Source organism: Duganella sp. BJB1802 (assembly GCF_013369445.1).
Classification (GTDB): Bacteria; Pseudomonadota; Gammaproteobacteria; order Burkholderiales; family Burkholderiaceae_D; genus Rugamonas; species Rugamonas vulcania_A.
Genome location: NZ_JABWEF010000012.1, coordinates 116,726 through 142,770, shown reverse-complemented (window position 1 = coordinate 142,770; position 26,045 = coordinate 116,726). Strand labels below are relative to the sequence as shown.

Below are 26,045 nucleotides of genomic sequence, written 5' to 3'. Positions count from 1 at the left end.
TGGCGGACCGGGTGCGGAACGTTGAAAAAAGAACAGCGTAGACAGCCATTATAGCGCCTCCGCGCGGGCGTCGTAGTGTGGCGCTTTGGAGGCTCGCCACCAATGCCAAATAATAAACATGTGAGATACTGCGGCCCACGGTTCACAAAGAGACAAAGCATGGAACAAGACGAGACGACGTTGGAAGCGCAGGTCAGCCGGCGCGTGATGGCGCTGCGGCTGGCGACGGGCCTTATGCAGGGCGCGCTGCTGTATTGGCTGTACCGGGCCGACCAGGGCGCATGGTGGCCGGGCGGGCTGCCGTATGTGATGACGCCCCTGATGATGGCCGGCGTGCTGCTGCCGGCGATGCTGATATCGGCTATGGGCCATATGGCGCCGAAGAAGGTGGCGCAGTGGATGCTGGCCGCCGCCGTCGTGCTGCTGGTGCTGGCGCTGCACGCGGTCAGCCGGGATGCCGGCTTGTGGCGCGGCGCCGGCGAGGTTGGGAAGAGCGTTTTGGCGCCGCACTCCGCTCCGGTGATGGTCTTCGGCGGAGTGTTCATGTACATCGCCCACGTGATGGTGATGGCGGGGGCCGCGGACAGGCGCTTCTTCGCCAGCTACGATAGCTATTTCGAGCTAGCCTGGAAGCTGACGGTGCAGCTGATGTTCTCGGTGTTCTTTGTCGGCACGCTGTGGCTGGTGCTGCTGATGGGCAGCGGCCTGTTCTCGATGGTGAGGCTGAACTTCCTCAAGCATGCGATGGAGAAGTCGTGGTTCGTGGTGCCGGTGGTGTGCTTCGCCTGGTCGTGCGCGATGCACGTCACGGACGTGCGTCCGGCCATCGTGCGCGGCATCCGCAGCCTGCTGCTGGTGCTGCTGTCGTGGATACTGCCGGTGGCGGCGCTGATCGTCAGCGGTTTCCTGTGCGCGCTGCCGTTCACGGGACTGGATGTGCTGTGGGCCACGCGGCATGCGACGTCGCTGCTGCTGGCCGCGGACGCGGCGCTGATTGTCCTGATCAATGCGGCCTTCCAGAACGGCCGCGCCAAGGCGGCGCTGGTGGTGCGCGTGAGCGCGCGCATGGCCGCGCTGCTCATATTGCCGCTGACGGCCATCGCCGTCTACGCGCTGGGTTTGCGGGTGTACGACTACGGCTGGACCGCCGACCGCGTGGTCGCCGCCGCCTGCCTGGTTCTCGCCGGTTGCTATGCGTTGGGCTACGCGTGGGCGGCGCATCGCTACGAGACCTGGCTGTGCGCCATCGCCAACGTGAATGTGGCGTCGGCCTTCGTTTTTCTGGCGCTGCTGCTGGCGTTGTTCACGCCGATCGCCGATCCGGCACGCCTGTCGGTGAACAACCAGGTGGCGCGGCTGGAGAAGGGCCGCACCGAGGCCGCGAAATTCGATTTCCACTACCTGCGTTTCGAGGGGGAGCGTTATGGACAGGCAGCCCTGGCGCGCTTGTCGCAACAGGCCTCGGGGCCGGAGGCGGCATTGATCCGCGAACTGGCCGCCAAGGCGCTGAAGGACACGGACCGCTGGCACAATGAGCGCCAGGTTGTGCAGATATCGGTGGCCGCCAACGTCAAGGTGTGGCCCGCCTCCGCAAAGCTGCCGGCCAGCTTTGTGGCACAGAAGTGGAGTCCGGAGGACGCGCGGGCGATTCCGTCATGCCTGTCAAGCGTCGGCTCCTACTGCGATGCCATGATGGTGGATATCGACGGAGACGGCAGGCCGGAAATCCTGCTGGTTAACGTCGACAGCTATTCAGAGCCTGCGCTCATCAAGGAACGCGCCGATGGCAGGTGGGTAGTCGCAGGCCATCTCGATATGAACGTCAGCAAATGCGAACCCTTGATGGAGAAGCTGATGACAGGCCAATACACGCTGGTCGCGCCGCGCATGAAGGCGTTGCAGGTGGGCGGCCAGGTCTTGCAGTTTCAGTCGGAGTTCGATACCGGCGACTGCAAACCAATCAAGGCTGCCAAATAGGGGGGCCGTGGCTAGTATCCGGTGGCCAGCAGTGCCGGGTTGCGTATGCGCCCCTCGTCGATCAGCTGGCAGCAAATCGCCAGGGCGTTTTGACCGGCTTCGGTCGATGTTTCAAACTCTGTCACCACGGTGCTTGAATCGATCCTGCTGATGTCCCTGTAAATCTCCCATCGCCCCTGCCATTTATTCCGTTCGTTTTTCGTGCTGAACGAACGGATTTCAAACAATTTATAACAAATGTGATAGTTGATCATGGAGTCCAACGATAGCTATATTTAAACGCCGAGAATTGCTGTTATGTAACTCCCTGTATCGTATTGTATATAGCTTGCCGCAGTGCATCATTACAAATTGGTAATATTGATTTTTTGTAATCAATGGTCATTCAAAGTTGCGGGACTGTAAAGGACAGGCTTGCATATCCTCGTCCAACCTGGGCGCTGTCCGTCACGGGCGCGCCGCTGCTTTGGCTGTTCATTGTGCCGGAGCTGGCCTTTTGCGTGGCGCAGTGGCTGCCGGTACGCTCTCCATCAGAAAGTCGATGACGGAGCGCACGCGGGCCGGCCGCTGCTGCCGGCACCACCAAGGCGATCAGCGCTTAAGGAGTGCCGTTTCCAGTTCATCGGTGCTGCGCACATGGCCGATGAAAGGGAAAATATTCCGCACCGCGAACTGGTGCATCTCCGCCTTCAGGCTGGACATCGCGTCATGGGCGAACACCATCGCATAGCCCTGGTCGAAGGCCGCGCGGGCGGTGGATTCGACGCCGAAGTTGGTGGCGATGCCGCCCATGATGAGCGTGCGGATGCCGCGCCGGCGCAGTTGCAGGTCCAGCTCCGTGCCATGGAACGCCCCCCACTGGCGTTTGGCGATCACAATGTCGCCCGCCTGGCAGCCGGCCTGCTCGACCAGTTCGGACGCCTGCGGCGGTGGTGGCGGCGCGGACGGATCGCGCGCCAGCGAGACATCCGCCGGCAGGCGCAGGAGCTCGTTGACCAGTACGCGGACGTAGACCACCGTGCCGCCGCTGCGGCGTAGGGCGTCGGCCAGGCGGGCGCCATTTTCCACCACTTGTTGGGCCGTATGCGGCGCCAGCTCCCGTGCCACGTTGCTGTGCTGTAGATCGATCAATACCAGGGCGGTGCTGGATGGTTCGAGATTCATTGCTGATTCCTTTAATGTGAGGGTATCCTCATATAATTATAAGTCGGATTCGTTTATAATGTGAGGATGTCCTCAGATATTAAACAAGCCAACAGGCGCAAGCCACAGCAACTGCGCGGGGAGCAGCGTATGGCGGCGATGCTGGATGCCGCCGCCGCCGTGTTCGCGCAAGCCGGCTACGATGCCGCCACCATGACCGCCATCGCCGAGCAATCCGGTTCGTCCATTGGCGCGCTATACCAGTATTTTCCCAACAAGCTGGCTTTGGCGAAGGCGCTGCGCGAGCATTATGGCGAGGAGATGGCGCGTCGCTGGACGACGCTGATTGCCGATGCGTCGCAACTGAGCATCGCCGCGCTGGTGGACCGGATCTTCGATCTGATGATCGGTTTTTTCGATGAGCACCCGGCCTACTTCACGCTGCTCAATGCAACACTTGGGTATCAGCGCGACGCGGTCGCGCGCCAGCGGCTGCGGTCGCGGATAGGCGCCGCGCTGAGGGAGAAACAGCCGGAATTGGAAGAGGGCGAGGCGCTGCGGCTGGCCACTGTGTCGCTACAAATCGTGAAGGGACTCAATCCCCTGTACGCCGAGGCAGCGGCCGCCGAGCGGAAGGAACTGGTGGCGGAGTTCAAGCTGGTGCTGGTCAGCTACCTGAAAGCGCGTTTGCGCAAATAGTCAGGCGGCCTTCAACAACGCTTGTGGCTTGTTCCATACCTGCTGGGCCACGCGCATCATGTTGCGGCCCATGACAAGCTCGGTCTCGCTGTCGGTCATGCCGGCCTTGCGCAGCGCGGCGGCCAGCTGGCGCCAGATTTCGGGCGGCGTGAAGGTCGGCGGGTGCCCGGCGCTGTAGCCGGCGGAGGCGGGCCACCAGTGACTTGGGTCGAAAGCGCCGGGCGGCGTGTCGTCCAGGCCGGGCTGCTGGAAGCAGATATCGAGGCCGATGCCGGCATGCGTCACGCCCACCAGATCGGCCACATAGGCGGCGTGGCGCGCGACGTCGTCGACGTCGGGATGCTCTTTACCGAGGAACCACGACAGGCCGGACACGCACACCACGCCACCGGTGGCGGCGCAGGCGCGGATCTGTTCATCGGTGACGTTGCGGCCGTGCTGCACCAGCGTGTATGGATTGGCGTGGCTGAAGATCACCGGCTGCGACGATGCGGACATGATATCGAGGCTGCACAGGCGCCCCGTGTGCGAACAGTCCATCAGGATGCCGGCGTCGTTCACGGCGCCCACCATGCTGTAGCCGAGCGATGTCAGGCCGCGCGGCTGGTCGTGGCAGCCGTCGGCGACGCTGTTGTTGCGGTTGTAGGCGAAGTGCATCTGGCGCACGCCCAGCTGGGCATACAGGGCCACCATCTCCGGCTGGTCGAGCAGCGGCATGGCGCCTTCCAGGTCGAAGCCGATGGCGATGCGGCCGTCGGCGGCGGCCTGGATGATGTCGTCCACGCTGGAGACGAGCACGTAGCGGTCGGGGTCGGAAGCGATGGTGGCGCGGTAGCCTGCGATCACGGACATCACTTGCGAGACCGGGTTCATGTCGCCGCCGACGTTGAGCGAGACATAATTGACGCCGGCGGCGTGCAGCCGTTGAACCGGCGTGAAGTCGGCCTGCGGGTGTTGCGGCAGGCAAGCGTGGGCGTCCCAGTTGATCATAATTTTTTTCTTAAAAAGATTAGCTATTTTTGCATGATAATGGCGCATATGGCTAATCACGGGATGAAATTCTTATGCGCGGATATGTTTTGCTGATATCGTTGTTGGCCGTGCCCGGCGCCTGGGCCGCCGATGGGAAGAAGGATGCCTATCTCGACGCGGCGGCCGCGCCGGTGGATGCTAAGGCGATGGAGGCGCGCGTCGATCCCGCGATGCGCAAGGCGATCGCCGAGGCCCTGGCGGCCGAGGTTCCGGCGCAGTCCCTGCCACGCGCGGCGCCGGTGTTCGGCTCCGCCAGCAGCGATATCATGACCGCCGCCTTCAACGAGGCGAAAGTGCCGGACTGCCTGCATTCGGAAGGACTGAAGCGGCAGTCGACATTTCTCCTGGGCGGCTATCTCGCGCTGCCGTTCATCCCGATCGCCAAGCTGCGGGGGAAATGCATCTAGCATGTATACTGTCCGCTAAATTCACACTATTAAGGCCGACATGTCTTTTTCTTCGCTGGGCCTTGCTCCCTCACTGATTAACGCCGTTACCGAAATCGGTTACCAGGAGCCGACCGCCATCCAGAGCGCCGCCATTCCCGCCATCCTGCGCGGCGAGGACGTGCTGGGCGCGGCGCAGACCGGGTCCGGCAAAACCGCCGCCTTCGCGCTGCCGCTGCTGCAATCGCTGCTGGACAACCGCAACGGCCCGCGCCAGCTGCATGGCCTGATCCTGGTGCCGACGCGCGAGCTGGCCGCGCAGGTGGGCGAGTCGATCCGCAAGCTGGTGGCGCATTTGCCGATGCAGGTCAAGGTAGCCATCGTGTTCGGCGGCGTGTCGATCAATCCGCAGATGATGGCCTTGCGCGGCGGCGCCGATATCGTCGTCGCCACGCCGGGCCGCCTGCTGGACCTGATCGACCACAATGCGCTGAAGATCTCGCGCACGTCGATGCTGGTGCTGGACGAGGCGGACCGCCTGCTGGACCTGGGCTTCAGCGAAGAACTGAACCGCATCCTTGAGCTGCTGCCGAAGCAGCGCCAGAACCTGTTTTTCTCGGCGACCTTCCCGCCGGCGGTGCAAGCGCTGGCGGACGGCATGCTGCATCAGCCCACGCGCATCGAGGTGCTGTCCGAACCCTTGAGCAAACCCGATATCGCTCAGCGCGCGATCATGGTCGACGTGCCGCGCCGGACCATGCTGCTCAAGCACCTGATTCAGGAGCACAAGTGGAGCAGGGTGCTGGTGTTCGTCGCGACCAAGTACGCGGCCGAACACGTGGCCGATAAGCTGAACCGCAACGGCATCCGCGCCGGCGCCTTCCACGGTGAGTTCAGCCAGGGCGCGCGCACCGAGGTGCTGGGCGACTTCAAGGCCAGCCGGCTGCAGGTGCTGGTGGCGACCGATGTGGCGGCGCGCGGCATCGACATCGCCCGCCTGCCGGCCGTGGTCAATTACGATCTGCCTCGCTCGGCGGTGGACTACACGCACCGCATCGGCCGCACCGGCCGCGCCGGTGAGAGCGGCGTGGCGATCAGCTTCGTCAGCGCGGAGACGGAGCAGCATTTCCGCCTGATCGAAAAGCGCCAGGATATCCTGCTGCCGCGCGAGCAGATCGCCGGCTTCGAGCCGGTGGAGACGCTGCCGCCGGCCCCCGCCAACTCGGTGACGGACACCGTCAACGGCGGCATCAAGGGCAAGCGCAAGAGCAAGAAGGACAAGCTGCGCGAAGCCGCGGCGGCGGCCGGGGAGTAAGCGCGGGGCGCCGTCAATCCGGCGCGGCGGAGCGGTACAACTTGCGATACTCCGACGGCGACGTGCGCAACGTCGCCCGGAAGTGCTGGCGCAGCGACAGCGCCGATCCGAATCCCGCCTGCTGCGCCACCATCTCGACCGACACTTCGCTGCTCTCCAGCAGATGCCGGGCGTGCGCCAGCCGCTGGTTGAGCAGCCATTGCTTGACCGAGGTGCCGGTGGCCTGGCGGAAGTGGCGGGTGAAGTTACGGCGGCTCATCAGCGCGCGTTCGGCCAGCACGTCGATGCTGTGGTCCTGCGTCAGGTCTTCGCCCACCCATGCCAGCACCTGAGCGAAGCGGTCGTCGCTGCCGGTGACGGGCAGCGGACGTTCGATGAACTGCGCCTGTCCGCCTTGCCGGTGCGGCGCCACCACCAGCTGCCGCGCCACGCGGTTGGCGATCTCCGCGCCGCACAACTGGCGCAGCAGGTGCAGGCAGCAATCCAGTCCCGCCGCCACGCCGGCCGACGTCACCACCTTCCCTTCATCGACATACAGGACTTCGCGGTCGACCCTGACCTTGGGATAGCGCTCGGACATCGTGTCCGCGCAGGCCCAGTGGGTGGTGGCGGTGCGACCGTCCAGCAGGCCCGCTTCGGCCAGCGGGAAGGAGCCTACGCACAGGCCCACCACCTGCGCGCCGCGCTGGTGGGCGCGGCGCAGGGCTTGCAGCAGGCTGGCTGGCGCCGGGCGGCAGTCCGAATGCCAGGACGGCAGGATGACGATGTCGGCGCGGGCCAGTGTGACCAGGCCGTGGGTGGCTGTGATGTCGAAGCCGGCGGTGGTGCCCAGCGGCGTGCCGGGATCCTCCGCGCAGACCTTGACGTCGAAGGTGGCGCTGTCGCAATCGGCGCGCTGGGCGCCGAACACCTGGCAGGGCACCGACAGGTGAAAAGGGTTGATGCCGTCGAAGGCGATGACGGCGATGCGGAATTTCCGGCTGGGCGGGGTGCGCGTTGACATGGCCTGATTATATCGCATGGTGGCCTTCGGGCCACTTTTGGACAACGGCGCGGTGGCGCAGAATGTCACTCACCGGGCGCTTCCGCCTTATCCCACAGGAGAACAAAATGACCGCAACCCCACGCCGTGCCTTGATCGTCATCGATGTACAAAACGAATACTTCACCGGCAAGATGAAGATCGAATATCCGCCGGTCGAGACCTCGCTGCCGAATATCGGCCGTGCCATGGACGCCGCGCGCGAAGCGGGCATCCCCGTGGTGGTGGTGCAGCACGACGCGCCGGAAACCTCCCCGATCTTCGGCCTGGGTTCGGACGGCTGGAAGGTGCATCCCTCGGTGGCGCAGCGCGCGCACGACCATTTCATCAACAAGAAAATGGCCAGTGTGTTTGCCGGGACGGACCTGGCGGAGTGGCTGAAGGCGAACGCCATCGACACGCTGACCATCGTCGGCTACATGACGCACAACTGCAACGCCTCCACCATCTACGAGGCGATGCATCGCGGCTTGCAGGTTGAGGTGCTGGACGATGCCACCGGCGCGCTGCCTTATGAGAATGCCGCCGGCAAGGCCAGCGCGGAGGAGATCCATCGCGTGTTCAACACGGTGTTCCATTCGAACTTCGGCGCGGTCGTGAGCACAGAGGCGTGGCAGGCCGCCGTGCGCGATGGCCGCAAGCTGGAACGCGACAATATCTACCTGTCGAACCAGCGCACGCGCTAACCGCCGGTGCGCTTGGGCTGGTGGCCCTGTTTTTTCAGGGCTTCCATCACCAGGTCGCAGTGGTCGCCCTGGATTTCGATGACGCCGTCCTTGACTGTGCCGCCGGAACCGCAGGCGCTGCGCAGCTGCTTGCCCAGCAGGGCCAGGGCGATGGCGTCCAGCGCGAGGCCTTTGACCAGCGTGACGGTCTTGCCGCCGCGCCCCTTCGATTCGCGCGATACGCGCACGACGCCGTCGCCGGCGGGTTTGGATTTGGCGGCGGCCTTGCAGCTGCAATCGGCGACAGGCTTGCCGCAGTCGGGGCAGATGCGGCCGGTTTCGGTGGAGTAGACGAGACGGGTGTTCATATTGGTTTTTCGGTGATCAGGTTGATGCGCCGCTGGATGCGCTGGGCTTCGGCGGTGTCGCCTGCTTGCGTGGCGCGCATGGCCTGCACGCCCAGCCATGCCAGCAGCGGCCGGCGCCAACCCTGGGCGGAGGCGGTGTCCACGGCGTCGCTGAGGATTTGCGGCGTGGCTTTGCCTGCGCGCAGAAGCACGCCGCTGGCCACCAGCTTGGAAAGTGGATCGGCGATGGCTTGCGCCGCGCCGGTGGCCGCCGCATCGCTGGACGCGGAGGCCACCGGCTGGTGCTGAGCGGGCAGCAGCGCGGCGTCGGCGGCGGTGGCGCGGCCGGACAGGTAGGCGGCGTAGGCGCGGTCGGCCGGGCTGGCGTCTTGCGATAGTTTGTCGTAGTCGGCGCAGTCCTCGAACACCAGCGAGGCGACCCGCGCGGCGCAGCGTATCAATTCGGCGCGTATCATCAGATCGACCTTGCCGGTGCTGGCCAGCGCCTCGCGGGCGCGCTTGTACTCGGCCGCTTCCACGCGCGCGTTGCCGGACATGTAGGCGGCGGTTGAGCGTTCGATGGAGCTCTGCGCGTTCATTTGCCAGTCCGGCACCGGCGGATTGTTGCCGCAGGCGGCCAGCAGCACGGTGGCGAACAGCGTCGCGATCAGTGAGGCGTTGGTTTTCATGGCAGTTTGATCTCCGTGTCGCGCTTGAACGGCCATTTGCGGTTGATTTCATTGACCAGCTGTTCGACGCGGCGCAAGCTGCTTTCCACCTCGCCGCGCAGCGTGCCCAGATCGGCCGTGGCCTCCTTGGCGTTGGCGCCGACGGCCTGCGCCTCTACCAGCACCGCGTCCATTTTCTTCAAACTGTTGCGGGCGTCGGCCAGCAGGCCGTTGAGCTGCACGATGGTCGCCTGCGCGTCCGTCATCACGCCTTGCTTGCCGAAGACCTGCGTGTCGGCGTGGCCGATCAGGCTATCGGCCTTGGTGGCCAGCGCGTTCACGGTGATCAGCAGTTTGTTGGCGCGTTCCGCCAGCTGCTGGGCGTTCTTGTCGTCGCCGGCGATCAGGCCCATGGCGCCGCCGGGGCCATTCAGCTTGCCGGTCACGCCCTGCACATTGGCCAGGCTCGCGGCCAATGCTGAATTCTCCGCCGTCAGCGCGTTCAGGTTTTCCAGCAGATCCTTGGCGGCGGCCAGCAGGCGTGGAATCTCGGCGCCGGCGTCGCCGACCAGCAGCGTGCGCGTGGCGCCGTCCTCCAACGGTGGATCGGTCGGAATGCCGCTGAAGGCGCGCAGCTTGGCGCCGCCCACCAGGCCGCGCTCCAGCGTGAAGATGCTGGTGCTGCGCAGCCAGTGCGCGTCGCTGCGCGGCACGTCGACGATCACGCGTGCGTTGCCGTCCTTGCCCAGTTCTATGCGCCGTACACGGCCGATCGGGAAGCCGGCGAAGGTGACGTCCATGCCGACGGTGACGCCCTCCGAGTTATCCGTCTGCAGCACCAGCGTCTGCGTCGCTTCGAAGGCGCCGCGCGCATACAGCAGGTAGAGCGCCGATCCGGCCACCAGCACCACCATCAGCACCAACAGCAGCAGCGCCTTGAATTCCGCGTTGCGCACCGGCGCCGCTTCGTTTGTTTGTTCGGTCATTGTCTCTTCCGCTTAGTAGTAGTTGCCCATCAACGAGGCGATTTCGATCAACAGCATCACCGCGAACAGCCGCACCATGTCGTACAGGCCGTGCGTGACCTTGGCGCGGTAGCTGGCGCCGAAGTAGTACGAGGAGGCCATCGGTATCAACCCGACGGCAAAGCTGAAGAAGACGATCTTCAGCACCAGGATCAGCGCCACCGCCGGGTTGAACACCTGGCCGACCACGCGCGTGTAGCCCGGCAGCGCCCACGGCGTGAAGCCGTACAGCGACAGGTAGGCGAGGATCAGCGTCGTCACGCAGCTGACGGCGGCCAGCATCCAGACCGCGAACACGCCGGACGCCACGCGTGGGAAGAATTCCTGGTGCAGTTCGGCGTCGCTGGTGTTGGCGGCGTTGCTGCGGCTTTGCGAGTATTCCAGCGCCTCGGGCAGCGTGGTGCGCAGGGCGACGAAGGCGGCGGCGGTCAGCGGGATCAGTTCCAGCACCAGCACGCGCACCACCATCTCCAGCGCGAAGCGCGACAGGCCGTAGCTCTGCGAGGTGACGACCACGATGCGGATCAGCACCAGGCTGACCAGCGCCGACAGCACGCCGTACCAGGCCAGGTTGGGCGCGGTGTCGCGCACGATGCGGCGTGCCAGCAGATTGAGGTTGGCGCCGCGATAGCTGGCGGGGGCGAACGCCAGCGACAGCATCCGCGCGGCGAACTGCAGCAGCCGCCACCAGCTGTTCAGCCAGGCGACGGTTGCTTGCATCAGGCGCCGCAGCGCGGAGGGGATTGCTGCTTCTATGCTCATCTTGACAGTTTAGCACCGCGAGGGAGCCGGTGGGCGTCCGCCATCGCGGTGCTTATTCCTCCGCGAAGGTGGCGATGATGGCGTCGGCGGCGGCGCGCACGCGGGCGCTGCGACTCAGGTCGCTGTGCATCACCAGCCAGATGTCGTAGTGGTCCACGCGCTCGGGCCAGACGCGGGTCAGCCCGGGATCGCCGTCGGCCATGTGGCAGGGCAGTTCGGCCACGCCCATGCCACGCCGCGCCGCGTCGAGCATGACCATGCCGCTATTGACCTCGAGCGCCACCCGCGCATTGGCGATCGATTCAAGACACAGCTTTTCCATGTGGCGCGGCGCCACCGTGCCCTGGTAGACGATGATGTCGTGGCCCTGCATGCCGTTGCCCTGCACCGGCACGCCGCGTTCGGCCAGGTAGGCCGGCGTGGCGTACAGGCCCATGCTGCGCCGGGTCAGGTGGCGCGAGATCAGGTCGGGACTGGTGGGCTTGAGCGAGCGCACGGCCAGGTCGGCCTCGCGCCGGGTCAGGTTGCTGATCTCGGTGCTGGTGCTCAGCACCACGCGGATCTCGGGATGCATGACGTGCAGCCGCTGCATGGCGCCGAGCACCGAGTGGCTGGCGATGGTGTCCGAGGTGGCCACGCGCACGATGCCGGACAGGCGGTTGTCGATGCCCTGCATCTCGCGCTGGAACTGCAGGGCCGCGTGCTCCATCAACTCGGCGGCGGTGACGGCCAGCTCGCCGGCGGGCGTGGCCAGGTAGCCGGACGGCGTGCGCAGGAACAGCCGTGCGCCCAGCGATTTCTCCAGCGCGTTGAGGCGCCGGCCGACGGTGGCCTGGTCGATATCGAGGGCGGCGGCTGCGGCGCGCAGCGTGCCTTTGCGGTAGATGGCGAGGAAGATCCTGGCGTTGTCCCAATCCATGCGGCTTATCCGGTGGTGATGCATTTTTGCATCGGAGTGCCGATATTATGCGTATTTACTGCATCATGCAAGAAGGCTAACATCGGCGGCATCTCACGTAAGGAAGCATCATGACTACCCCTAGCACCGTGGCGCCGGCGATCCAGCCGCGCCCAATCCCTGCCTTGCTGGTGTTGATGACACTGGCCATCGGCTTCGTGATGGCGATGATCGACGTCACCGCCGTCAATACCGCCTTGTCCGATATTTCGGTGAACCTTGGCGTGCCGCTCACCGGCCTGGTTTGGGTGGTGGACGGCTACACGCTGACCTTTGCCGCGCTGCTGATGGCCGGCGGCGCGCTGGCCGACCGCTACGGCCCGAAGAACGTCTACCAGGGCGGCTTGAGCGTGTTCATACTCGGTTCGGTGCTGTGCGCCGTGGCCCCCAGCGGCAACGCGCTGATCGCCGCGCGCCTGCTGCAGGGCGCGGGCGCGGCGCTGTTCATGCCCAGTTCATTGAGCCTGCTGACGCACGCCTACGACGATCAGGCTACCCGCGCACGCATGCTGGGCACCTGGTCGGCGATCGTCGGCTGCTCGTCGGCGGCCGGCCCGCTGGTGGGCGGACTGCTGGTCCACGAATTCGGCTGGCGCAGCGTGTTCTGGGTGAACGTGCCTATCGGCCTGCTCGGCATCGTGCTGACGCAGTTGGTGGCGCCGGCCACGCCACGCTCGCGGCGCGCGCTGTCGATGTTGAGCCATGCGCTGGGCGTGATCGCGCTGGCGGCGCTGAGTTTCGTGCTGATCGAAGGGCCGTCGCTGGGCTGGGCTTCGGTGCCGGTGCTCGGCGCCTTGGCGGCGACGGTGGCGGCGGCGTTCCTGCTGGTGCGGCGCGAACGCACCGGCGCGCATCCCTTGCTGCCGCGCGCCTTGTTCGATACGCCGGCTTTCGCGGCGGCCAACGGCGTCGGCTTCCTGATCAATTTCGCGGTGTTCGGGCAGTTGTTCCTGCTCAGCCTTTACATCCAGCAGTCCGGCGCGGATGCGCTGCACACCGGCTTGAAGCTGATACCGATGATGGCCGCTTTCGCCATCGGCAACCTGACCTCGGGCCGCATCGCCGCGCGGGTCGGCACGCGGCCGCCGATGATGTATGGCCTGATGGTGGGGCTGGGCGTGGCGGTGCTGATGCTCATCGGCCTGACGCCGCAAACGCCTTACTGGCTGCTGGTGCTGGGCGCGGTGGTGATGAATGTCGCCATCGGCATCGCGATTCCGGGCATGACGGCGACGGTGATGCTGGTGGCCGGCAAGGCCCACGCCAACAGCGCCGCCGCCGCGCTGAACGCCAACCGTCAGATCGGCGCCCTGGTCGGCGTGGCGATGATGGGCACCGTGATGCATGCGGTGCCCGATTGGACGTGGCGCCTGCCGCTGGCCTTCGGCCTGATCTCGGCTGCCTATGCGGGCGCGCTAGTGCTGGTGTGGCGCTACGTCAAATTGGGCAGGCCGGCTTAAACGCCGCGCGTGGTGCGCCATTCGATCATCTCGGCGATGGTCAGGATGGGCATCCCGTGCAGTTCGGCGAAGCGCTCGATGTCGGCGCCGCGCATCATGGTGCCGTCCGGGTTCATCAACTCGCACAGCACTGCGGCCGGATTAAGGCCGGCCATGGTCGCCAGGTCCACCGAGCCTTCGGTGTGGCCTTTGCGGGCCAGCACGCCGCCCGGCGTGGCGCGCAGCGGGAACACGTGGCCCGGGTGGACCAGGTCGCGCGGCTGCGCATCGGCCGCGATGGCGGTGCGGATGGTGGTGACGCGGTCCGCCGCCGAAACGCCGGTGGTCACGCCGTCGCGCGCTTCGATCGACACCGTGAACGGCGTACCGTAACGGCTGCCGTTATCGGCGGCCATCATCGGCAGTTCCAGTGCGCGCACCTTGTCGGCGCTCAGACAGAGGCAGACGATGCCGCTGCATTCGCGGATCATCATGGCCATCGACTGCACGGTGATTTTTTCGGCGGCGACGATCAGGTCCGCTTCATTCTCGCGGTCGAAATCGTCGAGCAGGATCACCGGCACGCCGGCACGCATGGCTTCCAGCGCCGCGTTGATGCGGCCTTCCAGATCGTCCGAAACCAGGGAGTAGGGGGATACTGCGGATTGTTGGTCTAACATGTGGAACGCTCCTCGCAAATAGGCGAAAAACGCGACAGGGCAAGCGAATACGCGCGGCCGGCCGCACCGATCGCTCGGGCGGATGGCCGCGTCACCGCACATCTTCTTTCATCCGGACTATACCGTCGGCTCTGGAATCGCACCAGATCTGCTGACCCCTCTTGCGAGAGCGCTCGCGGGCTTGGCCATCGCTGGCCTTACCGCCGGTGGGGAATCGCACCCCGCCCCGAAGACGTCGTTAATCGCCTGCCGGCTGGCAGGCGAGCAAGGATTCTAGCCCAAATTAAGAATTTCAGTGTATGGTGGCTTTCTTCTTCTTTTTTATGCAACGGGTATGAAGCTGATGACAATGCGTAGCGCCTCCGCCGCCGTTCTTCTGGCGTGTTCCTTCATGGCGCAAGCCGACAATCAGCCGCCGCTGAAATTGAGCGACCCGATACCGGTCGGGCCGCAGGTCAAGGTGGGCCATCTGGCCAACGGCTTGACCTATTATGTGCAGAAAAATACCCGTCCCGAGAAGAAGCTGGAGCTGCGGCTGGTGGTGAAGGCCGGCTCGATACTGGAGGACGAGGACCAGCAAGGCCTGGCGCACTTCACCGAGCATATGGCCTTCAACGGTTCCACGCATTTCAAGCGCAACGAGCTGGTGTCCTATCTGCAGTCGATAGGCGTGAAGTTCGGCGCCGACCTGAATGCCTACACCAGCTTCAACGAGACCGTCTACATCCTGCCGCTGCCGACCGATAAGCCGGAGGTGGTGAAGCAGGGCTTCCAGGTGCTGGAGGATTGGGCGCACGGCCTGTCGTTCAACGACGCCGACATCGACAGCGAGCGCGGTATCGTGCTGGAGGAGCTGCGCATGGGCAAAGGCGTGGACGACCGCATGAACAAGGTGCTGCTGCCCAAGGTGCTGAACGGGTCGCGCTATGCGCAGCGCATGCCGATCGGTAAAGAGGACATCCTCAAGACCTTCAAGTACGACGCCGTCAAGCGCTTCTACCGCGACTGGTATCGTCCGGACCTGATGGCGGTGGTGGTGGTCGGCGATATCGAGCCGGCGGAAGCCGAGAAGCTGGTGACGCAGCATTTCAGCGGCCTGAAAAATCCGCGGAACGAGCGTCCGCGCGAGTACGCCAAGATTCCGGAGCGCGCGGAATCCGAAGGCGTGGTGTTCACGGACAAGGAGATCGGCGCGAACTCGGTCTATATCCGCTACCCGGTCCAGGCGTGGGCGCCCGGTTCCACCATCGCCGACTATCGCCAGAAGCTGATCGAGAACATGTACAGCTTTATTCTCAGCCAGCGCATGCACGAGCTGACGCAGCAAGCCAACCCGCCGTTCCTGCAAGGCGGCAGCGGCATGAACGCTGTGATGCGGGGCTACCGCTCGTTCGGCGCCGGCGCGGTGCTCGGCAAGGGTGGAGCGACGCCTGCCATCAACGCCCTGGTGCAGGAAGACCAGCGCGCGCGCCAGTACGGCTTCACCGCTTCGGAAGTGGAGCGCGCCAAGAAGGGCATGTTGCGCAGTTATGAGCGCATGTACAACGAGCGCGATAAATCCGATTCGGCCGGCTATGCGGCGGAGTACATCCGCAACTTCCTCGACAAGGAGTCGATCCCCGGCGTGGCGATGGAGTACCGCTATGCCAACGAGCTGATACCGGGCATCGCGCTGTCGGAGGTGAACGCCGCCGTGCGCGCGGCCATCCCGGACAACCAGAACAAGCTGGTGATCTACACCGGCACCGAGGTGGCCGGCGTGCCGGCGCCGAAGGCGGACGAGTTGCTGGCCACCGCCAGCGCGGCCGAGAAGATCGGCGTCAAGGCTCAGGAAGAGAAGGTCTACGCCAGCCAGTTGATGGCGGTGCCGCCCAAGGCCGGCAGCATCGTCGGCGAGACCTTCAACGCCAAGCTGGGATTGACGGAGCTTGTGTTGAGCAACGGCGTCAAGGTGGTGTTGAAGCCGACTGACTTCAACAACGACCAGGTGATACTGACTGGCCTGCGGTACGGCGGCTGGTCGCTGTTCGCCGACCAGGACCTGTTCAATGCGCGCTATGCCAGCAATATCGTCCACCAGATGGGCGTGCGCGATTACACGCCGAGCGATCTGGTGAAGGTATTGGCCGGTAAGTCGGCGGGCGCCAACGCCAGCGTCAGTTCGATCAACGAGACGGTCGGCGGTGGCTCGGGCAGCGGCGACGTGGAGACCATGCTGCAGCTGGTGTACCTGAACATGACGCAGCCGCGCAAGGACCCCGCCATCTACAGCGCCTACGTCGACAGCCAGCGCGAACTGGCGAAGAACAATCTGGCACGGCCGGAATCGGTCTTCAACGATACGATCACGGCGACGCTGTACAACAACAACCCGCGCGTGCAGCGTGCGCCCAAGCCGGCGGACTTCGATCAACTGGGGCTGGACCGGGTGGTGGATCTGTATAACAGCCGCATGGCCAGCGCCAAGGACTTTACCTTCTTCGTGACGGGCAGTTTCGACGTGGAGAAGATCAAGCCGCTGATCGCCACGTATCTGGCCAGCCTGCCGGTGGGTGAGATTCCTGTGGCGTTCAAGGACGAAGGTGTGCGGCCGGTGCGCGGCGTGGTGAAGAAGGAGGTTCATGCCGGGACTGAACCCAAGAGCACGATCTCGCTGTCCTTCACCGGCGAGGCGCAGTACTCGGCGCAGGAGCGCATGCGTATGCAGGCGCTGATCGAGGTGCTGAACATCAAACTGATCGAGGTGCTGCGCGAGAAGATGGGCGCGATATACAGCGGCGGCGTGCGCGGCAACATGGAGCGCATCCCTTATCAGAATTATTCGATCACGGCCAACCTGCCTTGCGCGCCGGAGAATGTGGACAAGGTGCTGGCGGCGACCTTCGCGGAGATCGACAAGATCAAGGAGAACGGCGCGGAGGATGCGGACCTGGCCAAGGTGAAGGCTTCGTGGGTCACCAACTATCGCCGGGGCATGCGCGAGAACGGCTATTGGCTGGGGGTGTTGATGAACGCCTTCTTCAACAAGACCGATCCGGAGGAAGTGCTGACCTACGAAGCGCGCGTGGGCGCGCTGACGGCGGCGGAGTTGAAGGACACCGCGCGGCGCTACTTCGACATGAACAATTATGTGCAGGTGGTGCTGTATCCGGCGAAGTAAGCGGGCCGCCTGTTACACTGGCGGCTTGTATTCATCACGATGTAGAGAACTATCATGGCAAAGAAAAAAGAAGAGCTGGACCCGGAAACCCTGGAGCTGATCAACTGGTGTATCGAAGTGGAGGGCTTCCTGGTGAAGGGCGGCGCCACGCAGGAGGAGGCGCAGGAGCATATCGAAGAGCAGGTCGAGTGGTTCACCGACCAGTTCTACGACGGCCTGACGCCAGAGGAAGCGGCGAAGGAAGCGCTGGCCTGATTCATTTTTGCAGGAGAGGGGAGAGCGCCAACGATACACCGTCGGCCATCTCCCGGCTCTCGGTGAAAAGATCGGTTCGTACTTCGTTGCGGTTGGTGTGGAGATTGAGTTTGTATGGCAGCGACACGCCGCCATGGGTGCTCATGACGAATTCGCCGCTGCTGGCGAACATGCGCAGGCCGACGGACAGACCCAATGTCGTGCCGTCGTGGTGGAACGAGCTGTCGCCGGCTCCGCTGATATTGCTGCGGCGTTGCTGGCCATCCCATACCGCTGAGACGCCGGATAATTCGGCCGTCCGAAGCACCAAATGTGGCCGCATGACCAGCGTGGCCTTGGTCTCGCTGCTTACCCGTTGTACCAGATGGCCGAGCGCCTGCACGAACTGGGGACGCCGCAGCTCTCCCGTCGCGCCATCGTAAATCCCGCCAACTTCCGCAATCTCTTGAGCCCAAATGGTGTCGTAACTGGCTTTGTCCAGGATCGCGACCCTATACCCTGCGGCGCTAAGCTGTCGATGAAGTTCTTCCTTCAATATACCGACGCCGGCTTGCATGTCCTCCGTCTCCGTTTCAGGCGGCAGCATCAAAATCAACGTGCCTGCTTCTGGATGACGAAACGCTGGCGCTACCTGATTGTCAGATGGGAGTTTGGGAGACATGGGAGCGCAAGCCGCAAACAGCAACGGCAGGAGAAGCGGAATCAGTTTTTTCATCAGTCGGTATAGAGATCGAGGTTATGGCAACGCTGAATTTTACGGGATGCGTGGTCGTTCTCGCTAATTCTCGGCTGAGCACCTGCGCATTAGCAGCGTCAACAGGCCGGAGACCAGGACGCACGCCGCCAGGAACTGCACCCCATCCGCTGCCGAGTGACTGCGCTGCGTCAGCCATCCAACGATCAGGGGACTGACAAACCCCGACAGATTCCCCATGGAGTTGATGACCGCGATTCCGGAGGCCGCCGCGACGCCGCGCAGCATCATCGTTGGCAAGTTCCAGAACAGCGGCAGCGCGGAGAGGATGCCGACGGTCGCGACCGAGAGCGCGGCCAACGACAGCGCCAGTGTTCCGGCCCAGTAGGTGCTAGCCAGCAGACCTGCGGCGGCGGCAAACGCGGCCAGCGCAACGTGCGATTTCCAGGCGCGCTTCCGGTCGGCGCTGTAGGCAACGACATTCATCACGACGCCTGCGCAGATATACGGGATTGCGCTGAGCATGCCGATTTCTTCCGCCGAGCTCACGCCGGACTCTCGGATAATGGTGGGCAACCAAAAGCCGATGCCGTATAGGCCTGCCAACAGCAGGAAATACACCAGGGAAGATAATACGATCACGTTGACCGACGAGCGCGGCGTGACGGCGGCGCGCGCCTGCTCGTCCCGGTTGAGCGCCTCGCGCAACACCTTCTTTTCGCTGGCCAGCAGCCACTGCGCGCTTTCGATGCCGTCATCCAGATAGCGCAGCACAACCAAGCCCATCAAGGCGGAGGGGAGTCCTTCCAACAGGAATAGCCATTGCCAGCCAGCCAAGCCGTGGATGCCGCCGAAGGCGGTCATGATCCATCCCGAGATCGGTCCGCCGACCACGCCCGAAGCAGCCGTCGCGGTCATGAACAAGGTCGTCATGCGGCCGCGCCGGGCTGATGGGAACCAGAGGGTGAGATACAGAATAATCCCAGGGAAGAAGCCCGCTTCCGCCACGCCGAGCAGGAACCGCATGATGTAGAAGCTGGTCGTGCCGGTGACCAGCATGGTCGCCGCCGATACCAGGCCCCAGCTGATCATTATCCGCGCGATCCAGCGCCGGGCGCCGATCCGGTGAAGCATGATGTTGCTGGGTACTTCGAACAAGAAATAGCCGAGGAAGAATATGCCTGCTCCCAGGCCATAGGCGGACTCGCTGAAGCCCAGATCCTGGCCCATCTGTAGCTTGGCCAGGCCGACGTTGATTCGATCGAGATAGGCGAGCAGTTGGCAAACGAGCAGCAGCGGCATGATGCGCCAGGCGACCTTCTTGTAAATCGTATTTTGAGCTGTCTCATCCACTATTTGAGTTTGGATCGTGGATGGGACGCGGATAGTGTTGTTCATGGCGTCTCCAAATTGTTTGTTTTTATCGTGACTGGGATTTGATATAGCCTTCCGTGCCCACGTGGCGGAAGAAAACGCAGCATTGCCAGGAGCAGGCCAGCTGCTGGCTTTCGATAAATTGATGCAGGCGCGACCGGATTAAGTCGGCCATTGCGCGCTGCATGGTGTGCGGCCTGTCTTGAGTCATGGTCAGCGTCGCCACGATAAATTGGGCTTCCTCATCGTCGCCGGCCAGGGCGGCGTCCTGGACGACGACACGACTTTTCATGTCCTCCAGCCTGGCAAATCCCAAACAGGAAAACTCATTGTGAATATCCGCGAGCACGGGCAGTAGACTTTTCGCCCCGCTTGGCTGAGGCAGAAGTTCGCGGGTAACTTCGATGACCAGGTGCGGCATCGGTTTGCTCCTTTGGTGGCTGGAAAGTGTGCGAATTATCGTGAATGCCTGGGCTCGCGTAAAATGATATTTCGAGGCGCGATACATAAGGAGAATTTATGAGAACTCAGCTGGCGGACCTGAGGTTGTTGCGCAGCTTTGTCATGGTGGCGCGTCTAGGCGCGGTAACCAAAGCCGCGACCGCGCTCAATTTGACGCAGCCGGCCCTGTCGCAGCACCTGCGGGAGCTCAACCAGATAACCGGCACCGCGTTGTTCGAGAAGCACGGGAGGGGAATTATCTTGACCTCGGCCGGAAGCCTGCTGCTTGAGGAGGTCGGGCCGTTGCTGGAGCAGCTGGATTTGAGTTTGCAAACGATACAAGCGCGGGGCGAGCAGGTGCGGGGCACACTACGAATTGGAGCGATCGCCAGCTATTCGAGGACGCTGGTCATGCCCACAGTCGCGAAGATGCTCTCTGTTTTTCCAGAGCTGTTTGTCACGGCGGTTGAACTAACCGGGGCGGAGATCGACCGCGCGCTATTGGAGGGCGATATCGACGTCGGGATTTCATTCTCCAAGACGTCGGCCGCAGGGATAGACCAGCGTTTATTGTTCGAGGAACGACTGGTTTTAGCCAGCGCCGCCTTGTCGCACGACGAGATGGATTTGCGGGAGCTTTCCTCCTATCCTCTTGCATTGCTCAACTCGCAGTTCGCCATGCGTCGCCAGATAGATCTTTCGTTGGCGAGCCATGGCGTGGTGCCCGATTTGCGAATCGAGGTCGATGATGTCGATGCGCTGTTGCGCCTGGCGGCCATCGGTCCTGTCTCCACCATCGTTGGCGAACTGGCTGCGAGAACGGCGTCTGGCGTGAGTATCGCGCATATTAACGATAGGGGATTGGTCAGGTCGGCAGCCTTCCGGTGGCGCAAAGGCCGAATGCTCAAGGGCGCGATGGGAGAGTTTTTTGACAGGCTGATCTCGGAAATTCGTTCTCGCGGACTCACCGCGCAGGTATGATGGGCAGCGTTTTCTTCGGGACAGACTTATAATCAAGAGATAACTCAAATGGATCGGTTCAAATGTCAGGCTGGCCTTGCGCTCTTTTTCTCGCTGTCTTTCCAGCACTGCTGGGCATGCCGTGCGCCGCCGCAGGAGCAGTTGATTGGCGTTGATGAGCAATTGGAAAAGGCGTTCGATGTGTCCGTCGCCACGGTGGTCCGGGAGACTCCGATGGATGGACAAATGGAGTATGAGTTCCTGGTTCAGAAACGCGTTCTCGGAGCGGCAAGGGGTTCGTTCACTTTGAAATTCCCCAACGCTCCGCAGCACCAGGACGAGCGGAGTTTCGACAACCATCAGGCCGAACGGTTTTGGCAGCGTGGTGGTGGGCGGTTATTTAACGACACGGCCTGCGTCATCGCCCCGACGTTTGTCGTCGGCCACAGCTACCTCGCGTTCGTCGGGCAGCCCATCACCAGGCGCAGCTTCGAACGCATCGAGAGCTCGTCCGGCCAACTCAATTTCAACGACAAGTGGCTGCAATATGTCGAAGCCAAATTACATGGACGGCAGGATTAACTTATGCTGATCGATGCGATACTCTGCGAACTCAGTGCCCGCGAGCCGATCTTCCATCGACGGGAATTCGGCACCAGCCGCGAAGACCTTCTCAACATGACGGCGGATGACTTCTGGGAGATTGGCGCAAGCGGTGCGGTTTATGATCGCGAGTTTGTGATCGAAACCCTTCTGGAACGCTACCAATCGCCGGAGCCGGACGATTTGGTTTGCTCGGACTTCACGATCCGCCAGCTTGCCCGCGGCCTCTATCAGCTCAACTACGTCCTGCAGCAGCCGGGCCGGCGCACGCGCAGAACGACGCTCTGGCGCAAAACAAACGAAGCGTGGCAAATCGTCTTCCACCAAGGGACGGTGATCAGCGAGCCTCATTCGGCATCGTGACAGACCACGCATAGCTTGTTCCCCTCCGGGTCGCGGAAGTAGGCGCCGTAGTAGTTGGCGTGGTAGTGCGGCCGCAGCGCCGGCGGGCCTTCGCATCGGCCGCCGTGCGCCATGGCGGAGGCATGTGCGGAGTCGACCGCCGCGCGCGTCGGCGCCATCAGGGCCATCATCTGGCCGTTGCCGCAGCTGGCGGCCTCGCCGTCGTACGGCTTCCCGATGATGAACAAGGGCCGCCCACCCTCGGCCGGCTGCCAGGCCGCCCACGGCTTGGCAGCGTCGCTGAAGCGCAGGCGCACACCCAGGTCCGCCATCACAGCGCTGTAAAAGACGAACGCCGGTTCGAAATCGTTAATCCCCACATAAACATGCGATAGCATCTGTTTCCCCGAATAGGTGAGTATATCGTCAACATTTCAGGGTATAGTGTACGCGGAGATGAATTCAAATGGGGGAACACCATGGAACTGACGTCCGTCGCGCCGCCCGAGCTGCGCAGCATCGCCGATCTGCCAGGCCCGAAAGGGCGGCCATTGATGGGGAATGTCCGCGACATCAATCGCCGGCCGCTGCACCAGGCGCTTGAAGACTGGAGCCGTCAGTTCGGCACCATGTACCGCTTCCGCGTCATGCGCAAGACCATCCTTGCGACGTCGGACCGCGACCTGATCGCCAGCCTGCTGCGCGACCGGCCCGACGCGGTGCGCCGCTCCAGCCGCACTGCCGACATGCTCAACGAGGTCGGCACGCGCGGCCTGTTCACGGCGGAGGGCGAGGACTGGCGGCGCCAGCGCAAGCTGGTGATGCGGGCGCTGACGCCGGAGGTGATCCATAACTTTTTCCCGACGCTGACCGCGCTGACCGAACGCCTGCACAAGCGATGGGAGGCGGCCATCGCCGCCGGCAAGCCGGTCGACGTGCTGCGCGACCTGAAGGCCTACACGCTGGACGTGACCATCGGCCTGGCGATGGGCCAGGATATCAACACGCTGGAGCTGGAGGAGCATCCGCTGCAGCGCGATATCGAGTTCCTGTTCCACATGGTGGCCAAGCGCCTGACATCGCCGTTCGCCTACTGGCGCGTGTCGATGCTCAAGCGCGCCGACGACCATGAGGCCATCGCCGCCGCCGCGCGCATCCAGACCGCCATCTTCGGCTTCATCGCCGAGGTGCGCAAGCGCATCGCGCTCAATCCGGCGCTGCGGCAGAAGCCCTCCAATATGCTGGAGGCGCTGATCGTGGCGCGCGACGAGCCTGATTCCGGCCTGACCGACGAGGCGGTGGTCGGCAACGCGATCACCATGGTGTTCGCCGGCGAGGACACCACGTCGAACACCACGGCCTGGCTGATCGACTTCCTGTCCACCCATCCGCAGGCCGCGCAGCGCATGGCGGCGGAGACCGAACAGGTCCTGGGTGGGAAGGCCGTGCTGGACGACTACCATCTGCTGGACCGCCTGAAGTACATCGACGCCGCCACGCGCGAGGCGATGCGCCTGAAGCCGGTGGCGCCCGTCATGGCGGCGCAGCCGACCGAGGATACGGTGGTCGGCGATCTGTGGGTGCCGGCCGGTACGGTGATTTTCCTGCTGCTGCGCCAGTCGTCGGAGCGCGACTGCGAGCTGGCGCAGCCGGAGAGCTTCCAGCCGGAGCGCTGGCTGGAGGGCGCCAACGGCAGCGGCGACGATCCCGCGCGCAAGCTGTTCCCCTTTGGCGGCGGGCCGCGTTTCTGTCCCGGCCGATATCTGGCGATGGCCGAGATCAAGATGGCGATGTCCATGCTGGTCAAGAATTTCGCCATCGAGCGGGTGCCGGGCGCGGCGCCGGTCGAGGAGCGTTTCACCTTCACGATGACGCCAAGTTCGTTACCGGTGCGACTGATCAAAAAAACATGATAGGCTAGACGCGCAGCCTGACTGCGCATCCCAAAACAAGGAGAAATCATGCTGAAGAAGATCGCCATCGGTGTCGTCGTTCTGGTATTGATTGTGCTGGGCCTGGCGGCGATGCAGCCGGACAGCTACCGCGTGCAGCGCACCATCGCCATCAAGGCGCCGCCGGAGAAGATACTTCCGCTGATCAGCGATTTCCACAACTGGACCGCGTGGTCGCCGTGGGAGAAGCTGGATCCGGCCATGAAGCGCACCTTCAGCGGCTCGCCGAAGGACCTGGGCGCCGTCTACGCGTGGGAGGGCGACGACAAGGTGGGCGCCGGGCGCATGGAGATCACCGGCCTGACGCCGGCCAAGGTGGACATCAAGCTCGATTTCCTGCGGCCGTTCGAGTCGCACTGCCTGACCGAGTTCGCGCTGGAGAGCAAGGGTGAATTGACCACCGTGAGCTGGACCATGTCCGGCCCAAGCGCCTTCCTCACCAAGTTGATGGGACTGATGGTCAGCATGGACAAAATGATAGGCAAGGACTTCGAGGCCGGCCTGGCCAACATGAAGGCGGTGGCGGAAAAATAGCGTGAGCGGAGGTGGGCCATGAACAAGCGTCTGAGGCGGGTGGCGGCGGTGTTGGCGATGGCGTCGATGGCGCAGGCCGGCGCTGCGGGGAAGGCGCCGCTGCGGCAAAGCCATCCTGTGATCGGCACGTGGCAGATCACCATACCCGATGGCTCCTGCAGCGAGACGTATCGCATCCGCGCCGACGGCACCACGCTGGTGTTCAGCAATGAGGAGGTGGCCGAGTCCACCTTCGCCATCAGCGACCGGCCGGACAAGGAGGGCTTCTACAAGGAGGTCGATACCATCGTCAAGGACAACGGCAAGCGCGATTGCCTTGGCGAGGTGACGAAGGTGGGGCGCGCCGTCACCAGCTATCTGCTGTTCCATCCCAGCGGCGACATGTTCCTGATGTGCGTGGAGCGCCGTACCGACAAGTGCATCGGCCCCTTCATCCGCATCAAGGGCGAATCCATCTAACCCCGGTAGGCGCCGGGATTGACGCCCGCCCATTCCTTGAACGCGTGATTGAACGCGCTCTGTTCCTGGTAGCCCAGCAGGAAGGCGATATCCACCAGGCTCAGTTCCGGCTGGCGCAGGTAGTCCTTGGCCAGCGCGAAGCGGGCCTGGTCCAGTATCTGCTGGAAGGTCGCGCCGGCCTCGCTCAACTTGCGTTGCAGCGTGCGCGGCGACAGTTTCAATTCTTCGGCGATGGAGGCCAGCCGCACCTGCCCATGCGCGAGGTTGCGGACGATGGCCGCGTGTACCTGCTGGCTGATCGAGTTGTCGTGCTGCGCGCGCTGGCGCAGCAGTTGTTCGGCGTGCTGCTGCAGCACCGGGTAGAGGCTGACGTCGGCGTTCGGCACCGGGTAGGCCAGCAGCGCGGCGTCGAAGCTGGCGACGTTGGCCGGCGCACCGAAGACGGGCATGGCGCCCAGCACGCGCACATATTCGTCGCGGGCCTCGGGCGCGCCGCCGTCGTGCATGAGCGTCAGCCGCGCGGCGGGCAGCGTGGTGCCGGCCAGCCAGTTGCCGAACACGCGGATGCCGGCGAAGACGCTGTCGGCCAAGTGGCGCTGGGCCGGGCCGTAGTTGCTGTGCCAGGTGTAGTGCGCCACGCCGTCGGCCACCGTCAGCGTGGAGCGGCCAAGGTCGTGCGCCAGCTGCTCGTAGCGCATGGTTTGGTCGAAGGCCTGGCCGAAGTCGCGGCAGCTCAGAAGTATCAAGCCATACACACTGTAGGTGCCCAGCTTGACCCGTTCGCCCACGTGCAGGCCGAAGTGCGGATCGGCCGCCAGTTCGGCGCCGATGTCGAGCAGGCGCACGTAGTCGTCGGCGGGCAGGGAGTCGGGCAGCGGTTGCAGGGCGCCGGCGGCCATGCCGGCGGCGCGTTCCAGCGCCGCGGCCGTGACGCCGCGCGCGGCCGCCGCTTCGAGCAGGGGCTGCAAATAGGAGCCGGCTACGCGGCGCGACAGGTCAGCGTGCGGGCTTGGCATGATCGAACAAGGCGTGTGTCATGAAAGCGCAATACCAGGTCGGTTCCTTATCTTATTCTGTTGTCATTCAAACTCGGTGCGCGCCAGTATAGCAAGCGCCCCGCTACGCAGACAGGA

General features: G+C 63.9%; 29 protein-coding genes and 1 riboswitch. Of the genes, 14 read left to right on the top strand and 15 right to left on the bottom strand.

What is annotated here, in order from left to right; translation table 11 throughout:
- The first annotated feature begins 159 nt into the window (after window positions 1–159).
- Window positions 160–1,977 (top strand): DUF4153 domain-containing protein, encoded by a 1,818-nt coding sequence (locus tag HUX88_RS19405; RefSeq protein ID WP_176362825.1) that lies wholly within the window; start codon window positions 160–162, stop codon window positions 1,975–1,977.
- An 11-nt stretch (window positions 1,978–1,988) separates the two neighbouring features.
- Here the strand turns inward: HUX88_RS19405 and HUX88_RS19400 are convergent, their stop codons facing one another.
- Window positions 1,989–2,231: a hypothetical protein gene (locus tag HUX88_RS19400; RefSeq protein ID WP_147330416.1), complete on the bottom strand. Its 243-nt coding sequence runs from the start codon at window positions 2,229–2,231 to the stop codon at window positions 1,989–1,991.
- 337 nt (window positions 2,232–2,568) lie between these two features.
- Window positions 2,569–3,141: an isochorismatase family protein gene (locus HUX88_RS19395; protein WP_176362824.1), complete on the bottom strand. Its 573-nt coding sequence runs from the start codon at window positions 3,139–3,141 to the stop codon at window positions 2,569–2,571.
- A 129-nt stretch (window positions 3,142–3,270) separates the two neighbouring features.
- On the opposite strand from HUX88_RS19395, the gene HUX88_RS19390 reads away from it, so the two are divergent.
- A complete protein-coding gene (locus tag HUX88_RS19390; protein WP_229213218.1) occupies window positions 3,271–3,819 on the top strand; it encodes a TetR/AcrR family transcriptional regulator in 549 nt (182 codons plus the stop codon).
- Here the strand turns inward: HUX88_RS19390 and HUX88_RS19385 are convergent, their stop codons facing one another.
- Complete coding sequence (locus HUX88_RS19385) at window positions 3,820–4,809, bottom strand: dipeptidase (protein WP_117013574.1); 990 nt, start codon at window positions 4,807–4,809, stop codon at window positions 3,820–3,822.
- A gap of 74 nt (window positions 4,810–4,883) precedes the next feature.
- Between HUX88_RS19385 and HUX88_RS19380 the strand changes: the two genes are divergently transcribed.
- Entirely contained in the window at window positions 4,884–5,258 is a 375-nt protein-coding gene (locus HUX88_RS19380; protein WP_117013575.1) for a hypothetical protein, read from the top strand.
- A gap of 40 nt (window positions 5,259–5,298) precedes the next feature.
- On the top strand, window positions 5,299–6,552 hold the full coding sequence (locus HUX88_RS19375; protein ID WP_176362822.1) for a DEAD/DEAH box helicase: 1,254 nt from the start codon (window positions 5,299–5,301) through the stop codon (window positions 6,550–6,552).
- A 13-nt stretch (window positions 6,553–6,565) separates the two neighbouring features.
- Here the strand turns inward: HUX88_RS19375 and HUX88_RS19370 are convergent, their stop codons facing one another.
- A complete protein-coding gene (locus tag HUX88_RS19370) occupies window positions 6,566–7,555 on the bottom strand; it encodes a GlxA family transcriptional regulator (protein WP_176362821.1) in 990 nt (329 codons plus the stop codon).
- 107 nt (window positions 7,556–7,662) lie between these two features.
- Here HUX88_RS19370 and HUX88_RS19365 point away from each other — a divergent pair, with 107 nt between their 5' ends.
- Window positions 7,663–8,280 (top strand): cysteine hydrolase family protein, encoded by a 618-nt coding sequence (locus HUX88_RS19365; RefSeq protein ID WP_176362820.1) that lies wholly within the window; start codon window positions 7,663–7,665, stop codon window positions 8,278–8,280.
- On the opposite strand, the gene HUX88_RS19360 is transcribed toward HUX88_RS19365, so the two are convergent.
- Genes HUX88_RS19360 through HUX88_RS19340 form a run of 5 tightly spaced genes read right to left on the bottom strand, consistent with a single transcriptional unit; the run spans window position 8,277 to window position 11,980 of the window.
- Window positions 8,277–8,627, bottom strand: a complete 351-nt coding sequence (locus HUX88_RS19360; RefSeq protein ID WP_176362819.1) for a translation initiation factor Sui1 — start codon at window positions 8,625–8,627, stop codon at window positions 8,277–8,279. The genes HUX88_RS19365 and HUX88_RS19360 overlap by 4 nt on opposite strands.
- Complete coding sequence (locus HUX88_RS19355; protein WP_176362818.1) at window positions 8,624–9,295, bottom strand: hypothetical protein; 672 nt, start codon at window positions 9,293–9,295, stop codon at window positions 8,624–8,626. The genes HUX88_RS19360 and HUX88_RS19355 overlap by 4 nt, the downstream gene beginning before the upstream one ends.
- The gene (locus tag HUX88_RS19350) at window positions 9,292–10,260 is read right to left on the bottom strand and encodes an MlaD family protein (protein WP_117013581.1); all 969 of its coding nucleotides are present in this window, start codon (window positions 10,258–10,260) and stop codon (window positions 9,292–9,294) included. Before HUX88_RS19350 ends, HUX88_RS19355 begins: the two co-directional genes overlap by 4 nt.
- Before the next feature lie 12 nt (window positions 10,261–10,272).
- Entirely contained in the window at window positions 10,273–11,061 is a 789-nt protein-coding gene (locus HUX88_RS19345) for an ABC transporter permease (RefSeq protein WP_117013582.1), read from the bottom strand.
- A gap of 52 nt (window positions 11,062–11,113) precedes the next feature.
- Window positions 11,114–11,980 (bottom strand): LysR family transcriptional regulator, encoded by an 867-nt coding sequence (locus HUX88_RS19340; RefSeq protein ID WP_176362817.1) that lies wholly within the window; start codon window positions 11,978–11,980, stop codon window positions 11,114–11,116.
- Window positions 11,981–12,090: 110 nt separating this feature from the next.
- Here HUX88_RS19340 and HUX88_RS19335 point away from each other — a divergent pair, with 110 nt between their 5' ends.
- Entirely contained in the window at window positions 12,091–13,479 is a 1,389-nt protein-coding gene (locus HUX88_RS19335; protein ID WP_176362816.1) for an MFS transporter, read from the top strand.
- Here HUX88_RS19335 and ribB read toward each other — a convergent pair.
- Window positions 13,476–14,138, bottom strand: coding sequence for a 3,4-dihydroxy-2-butanone-4-phosphate synthase (gene ribB / locus HUX88_RS19330; RefSeq protein ID WP_176362815.1), 663 nt, complete (start codon window positions 14,136–14,138; stop codon window positions 13,476–13,478). The two genes, HUX88_RS19335 and ribB, sit on opposite strands and share 4 nt — an antisense overlap.
- A gap of 96 nt (window positions 14,139–14,234) precedes the next feature.
- Window positions 14,235–14,376, bottom strand: a riboswitch (FMN riboswitch).
- A gap of 96 nt (window positions 14,377–14,472) precedes the next feature.
- Between ribB and HUX88_RS19325 the strand changes: the two genes are divergently transcribed.
- Both HUX88_RS19325 and HUX88_RS19320 read left to right on the top strand, forming a co-directional pair.
- A complete protein-coding gene (locus HUX88_RS19325; protein WP_176362814.1) occupies window positions 14,473–17,298 on the top strand; it encodes a pitrilysin family protein in 2,826 nt (941 codons plus the stop codon).
- 54 nt (window positions 17,299–17,352) lie between these two features.
- Window positions 17,353–17,553, top strand: a complete 201-nt coding sequence (locus HUX88_RS19320) for a hypothetical protein (RefSeq protein ID WP_117013587.1) — start codon at window positions 17,353–17,355, stop codon at window positions 17,551–17,553.
- Between the two features lies 1 nt (window position 17,554).
- Here the strand turns inward: HUX88_RS19320 and HUX88_RS19315 are convergent, their stop codons facing one another.
- The 3 genes from HUX88_RS19315 to HUX88_RS19305 all read right to left on the bottom strand — a co-directional run bounded on the left by HUX88_RS19315 (window position 17,555) and on the right by HUX88_RS19305 (window position 20,042).
- Window positions 17,555–18,268: a hypothetical protein gene (locus tag HUX88_RS19315; protein ID WP_176362813.1), complete on the bottom strand. Its 714-nt coding sequence runs from the start codon at window positions 18,266–18,268 to the stop codon at window positions 17,555–17,557.
- 63 nt (window positions 18,269–18,331) lie between these two features.
- On the bottom strand, window positions 18,332–19,645 hold the full coding sequence (locus HUX88_RS19310) for an MFS transporter (protein WP_176362812.1): 1,314 nt from the start codon (window positions 19,643–19,645) through the stop codon (window positions 18,332–18,334).
- A gap of 22 nt (window positions 19,646–19,667) precedes the next feature.
- Entirely contained in the window at window positions 19,668–20,042 is a 375-nt protein-coding gene (locus HUX88_RS19305; protein WP_176362811.1) for a hypothetical protein, read from the bottom strand.
- Window positions 20,043–20,140: 98 nt separating this feature from the next.
- Here HUX88_RS19305 and HUX88_RS19300 point away from each other — a divergent pair, with 98 nt between their 5' ends.
- Genes HUX88_RS19300 through HUX88_RS19290 form a run of 3 tightly spaced genes read left to right on the top strand, consistent with a single transcriptional unit; the run spans window position 20,141 to window position 21,988 of the window.
- Window positions 20,141–21,043 (top strand): LysR family transcriptional regulator, encoded by a 903-nt coding sequence (locus HUX88_RS19300; RefSeq protein ID WP_176362810.1) that lies wholly within the window; start codon window positions 20,141–20,143, stop codon window positions 21,041–21,043.
- 48 nt (window positions 21,044–21,091) lie between these two features.
- Window positions 21,092–21,604: a hypothetical protein gene (locus HUX88_RS19295; protein WP_117013591.1), complete on the top strand. Its 513-nt coding sequence runs from the start codon at window positions 21,092–21,094 to the stop codon at window positions 21,602–21,604.
- Window positions 21,605–21,607: 3 nt separating this feature from the next.
- Window positions 21,608–21,988 (top strand): DUF4440 domain-containing protein, encoded by a 381-nt coding sequence (locus tag HUX88_RS19290; protein ID WP_117013592.1) that lies wholly within the window; start codon window positions 21,608–21,610, stop codon window positions 21,986–21,988.
- Here the strand turns inward: HUX88_RS19290 and HUX88_RS19285 are convergent.
- Window positions 21,973–22,365, bottom strand: a complete 393-nt coding sequence (locus HUX88_RS19285) for a VOC family protein (RefSeq protein WP_176362809.1) — start codon at window positions 22,363–22,365, stop codon at window positions 21,973–21,975. The two genes, HUX88_RS19290 and HUX88_RS19285, sit on opposite strands and share 16 nt — an antisense overlap.
- 81 nt (window positions 22,366–22,446) lie before the next feature.
- Here HUX88_RS19285 and HUX88_RS19280 point away from each other — a divergent pair, with 81 nt between their 5' ends.
- The 3 genes from HUX88_RS19280 to HUX88_RS19270 are packed head-to-tail and all read left to right on the top strand — an operon-like array spanning window position 22,447 to window position 24,912.
- Window positions 22,447–23,880, top strand: coding sequence for a cytochrome P450 (locus HUX88_RS19280; protein WP_176362808.1), 1,434 nt, complete (start codon window positions 22,447–22,449; stop codon window positions 23,878–23,880).
- 48 nt (window positions 23,881–23,928) lie between these two features.
- On the top strand, window positions 23,929–24,453 hold the full coding sequence (locus tag HUX88_RS19275) for an SRPBCC family protein (RefSeq protein WP_117013595.1): 525 nt from the start codon (window positions 23,929–23,931) through the stop codon (window positions 24,451–24,453).
- A gap of 18 nt (window positions 24,454–24,471) precedes the next feature.
- Window positions 24,472–24,912, top strand: a complete 441-nt coding sequence (locus HUX88_RS19270) for a hypothetical protein (protein ID WP_176362807.1) — start codon at window positions 24,472–24,474, stop codon at window positions 24,910–24,912.
- Here HUX88_RS19270 and HUX88_RS19265 read toward each other — a convergent pair.
- Entirely contained in the window at window positions 24,909–25,928 is a 1,020-nt protein-coding gene (locus tag HUX88_RS19265; RefSeq protein WP_117013597.1) for an AraC family transcriptional regulator, read from the bottom strand. The two genes, HUX88_RS19270 and HUX88_RS19265, sit on opposite strands and share 4 nt — an antisense overlap.
- Window positions 25,929–26,045 lie beyond the last annotated feature (117 nt).

What these genes read in the sequence shown, in the direction of transcription:
- HUX88_RS19405 (WP_176362825.1), top strand. Translation starts at nt 160, where the DNA reads ATGGAACAAGACGAGACGACGTTGGAAGCGCAGGTCAGCCGGCGCGTG.
- HUX88_RS19400 (WP_147330416.1), bottom strand. Translation starts at nt 2,231, where the DNA reads ATGATCAACTATCACATTTGTTATAAATTGTTTGAAATCCGTTCGTTC.
- HUX88_RS19395 (WP_176362824.1), bottom strand. Translation starts at nt 3,141, where the DNA reads ATGAATCTCGAACCATCCAGCACCGCCCTGGTATTGATCGATCTACAG.
- HUX88_RS19390 (WP_229213218.1), top strand. Translation starts at nt 3,271, where the DNA reads ATGGCGGCGATGCTGGATGCCGCCGCCGCCGTGTTCGCGCAAGCCGGC.
- HUX88_RS19385 (WP_117013574.1), bottom strand. Translation starts at nt 4,809, where the DNA reads ATGATCAACTGGGACGCCCACGCTTGCCTGCCGCAACACCCGCAGGCC.
- HUX88_RS19380 (WP_117013575.1), top strand. Translation starts at nt 4,884, where the DNA reads ATGCGCGGATATGTTTTGCTGATATCGTTGTTGGCCGTGCCCGGCGCC.
- HUX88_RS19375 (WP_176362822.1), top strand. Translation starts at nt 5,299, where the DNA reads ATGTCTTTTTCTTCGCTGGGCCTTGCTCCCTCACTGATTAACGCCGTT.
- HUX88_RS19370 (WP_176362821.1), bottom strand. Translation starts at nt 7,555, where the DNA reads ATGTCAACGCGCACCCCGCCCAGCCGGAAATTCCGCATCGCCGTCATC.
- HUX88_RS19365 (WP_176362820.1), top strand. Translation starts at nt 7,663, where the DNA reads ATGACCGCAACCCCACGCCGTGCCTTGATCGTCATCGATGTACAAAAC.
- HUX88_RS19360 (WP_176362819.1), bottom strand. Translation starts at nt 8,627, where the DNA reads ATGAACACCCGTCTCGTCTACTCCACCGAAACCGGCCGCATCTGCCCC.
- HUX88_RS19355 (WP_176362818.1), bottom strand. Translation starts at nt 9,295, where the DNA reads ATGAAAACCAACGCCTCACTGATCGCGACGCTGTTCGCCACCGTGCTG.
- HUX88_RS19350 (WP_117013581.1), bottom strand. Translation starts at nt 10,260, where the DNA reads ATGACCGAACAAACAAACGAAGCGGCGCCGGTGCGCAACGCGGAATTC.
- HUX88_RS19345 (WP_117013582.1), bottom strand. Translation starts at nt 11,061, where the DNA reads ATGAGCATAGAAGCAGCAATCCCCTCCGCGCTGCGGCGCCTGATGCAA.
- HUX88_RS19340 (WP_176362817.1), bottom strand. Translation starts at nt 11,980, where the DNA reads ATGGATTGGGACAACGCCAGGATCTTCCTCGCCATCTACCGCAAAGGC.
- HUX88_RS19335 (WP_176362816.1), top strand. Translation starts at nt 12,091, where the DNA reads ATGACTACCCCTAGCACCGTGGCGCCGGCGATCCAGCCGCGCCCAATC.
- ribB (WP_176362815.1), bottom strand. Translation starts at nt 14,138, where the DNA reads ATGTTAGACCAACAATCCGCAGTATCCCCCTACTCCCTGGTTTCGGAC.
- HUX88_RS19325 (WP_176362814.1), top strand. Translation starts at nt 14,473, where the DNA reads ATGAAGCTGATGACAATGCGTAGCGCCTCCGCCGCCGTTCTTCTGGCG.
- HUX88_RS19320 (WP_117013587.1), top strand. Translation starts at nt 17,353, where the DNA reads ATGGCAAAGAAAAAAGAAGAGCTGGACCCGGAAACCCTGGAGCTGATC.
- HUX88_RS19315 (WP_176362813.1), bottom strand. Translation starts at nt 18,268, where the DNA reads ATGAAAAAACTGATTCCGCTTCTCCTGCCGTTGCTGTTTGCGGCTTGC.
- HUX88_RS19310 (WP_176362812.1), bottom strand. Translation starts at nt 19,645, where the DNA reads ATGAACAACACTATCCGCGTCCCATCCACGATCCAAACTCAAATAGTG.
- HUX88_RS19305 (WP_176362811.1), bottom strand. Translation starts at nt 20,042, where the DNA reads ATGCCGCACCTGGTCATCGAAGTTACCCGCGAACTTCTGCCTCAGCCA.
- HUX88_RS19300 (WP_176362810.1), top strand. Translation starts at nt 20,141, where the DNA reads ATGAGAACTCAGCTGGCGGACCTGAGGTTGTTGCGCAGCTTTGTCATG.
- HUX88_RS19295 (WP_117013591.1), top strand. Translation starts at nt 21,092, where the DNA reads ATGGATCGGTTCAAATGTCAGGCTGGCCTTGCGCTCTTTTTCTCGCTG.
- HUX88_RS19290 (WP_117013592.1), top strand. Translation starts at nt 21,608, where the DNA reads ATGCTGATCGATGCGATACTCTGCGAACTCAGTGCCCGCGAGCCGATC.
- HUX88_RS19285 (WP_176362809.1), bottom strand. Translation starts at nt 22,365, where the DNA reads ATGCTATCGCATGTTTATGTGGGGATTAACGATTTCGAACCGGCGTTC.
- HUX88_RS19280 (WP_176362808.1), top strand. Translation starts at nt 22,447, where the DNA reads ATGGAACTGACGTCCGTCGCGCCGCCCGAGCTGCGCAGCATCGCCGAT.
- HUX88_RS19275 (WP_117013595.1), top strand. Translation starts at nt 23,929, where the DNA reads ATGCTGAAGAAGATCGCCATCGGTGTCGTCGTTCTGGTATTGATTGTG.
- HUX88_RS19270 (WP_176362807.1), top strand. Translation starts at nt 24,472, where the DNA reads ATGAACAAGCGTCTGAGGCGGGTGGCGGCGGTGTTGGCGATGGCGTCG.
- HUX88_RS19265 (WP_117013597.1), bottom strand. Translation starts at nt 25,928, where the DNA reads ATGCCAAGCCCGCACGCTGACCTGTCGCGCCGCGTAGCCGGCTCCTAT.